At 42.9% G+C, this 517-nt stretch carries 1 protein-coding gene; it reads right to left on the reverse strand.

Annotation, left to right across the window (positions count from 1 at the left end):
- A partial coding sequence (locus tag A3739_RS08435) for an FAD-dependent oxidoreductase (protein WP_156502480.1) occupies window positions 1–517 on the reverse strand: 517 nt, incomplete at both ends.

Below are 517 nucleotides of genomic sequence, written 5' to 3' on the forward strand. Positions count from 1 at the left end.
GTATTGTTTCTTGTTTGGCGTTTTTTGTAAGAAAACTATATTGCTTGTTCATTGCACTCGTTCGAGGTAGTTTCCCAACGATCGGAGTGTAGTCGTTTGACGTTGTCCGAATACCTGCATGTCGGCCTGAAACCTGTTCATTCAACGTCGCTTGATCGCTCCATCCTTTGAGCCAAGTCACGAGTTTTTCGATATTAGCGTGATCATCTTCCCTTGATTCAAATGGTTCTGAATTATTCAAGTCGTAACTGGCACCAATATGCAGTTCGCCGTGTAATGTAGGGCAGAGATAACCCTCGCCACATAGAACTGTTTTGGGTGTCGCGAATGACTTGGATGACAACTGAGTTGTTTGCCCTCTTAGGGGTTTTATTGGTAGTGGGTAGTTTATGTCTAGATCTTGGTAGGAAACTGCATTACATATTATCGTTGCATCTGCATTCATCGAGTTCAGTAACGCATCGCTCTCCCAATCCTGATGTGTATATTCACGCTTATTGATTAGCTCAATGTTGTC

The organism is Oleiphilus sp. HI0067, assembly GCF_001635735.1.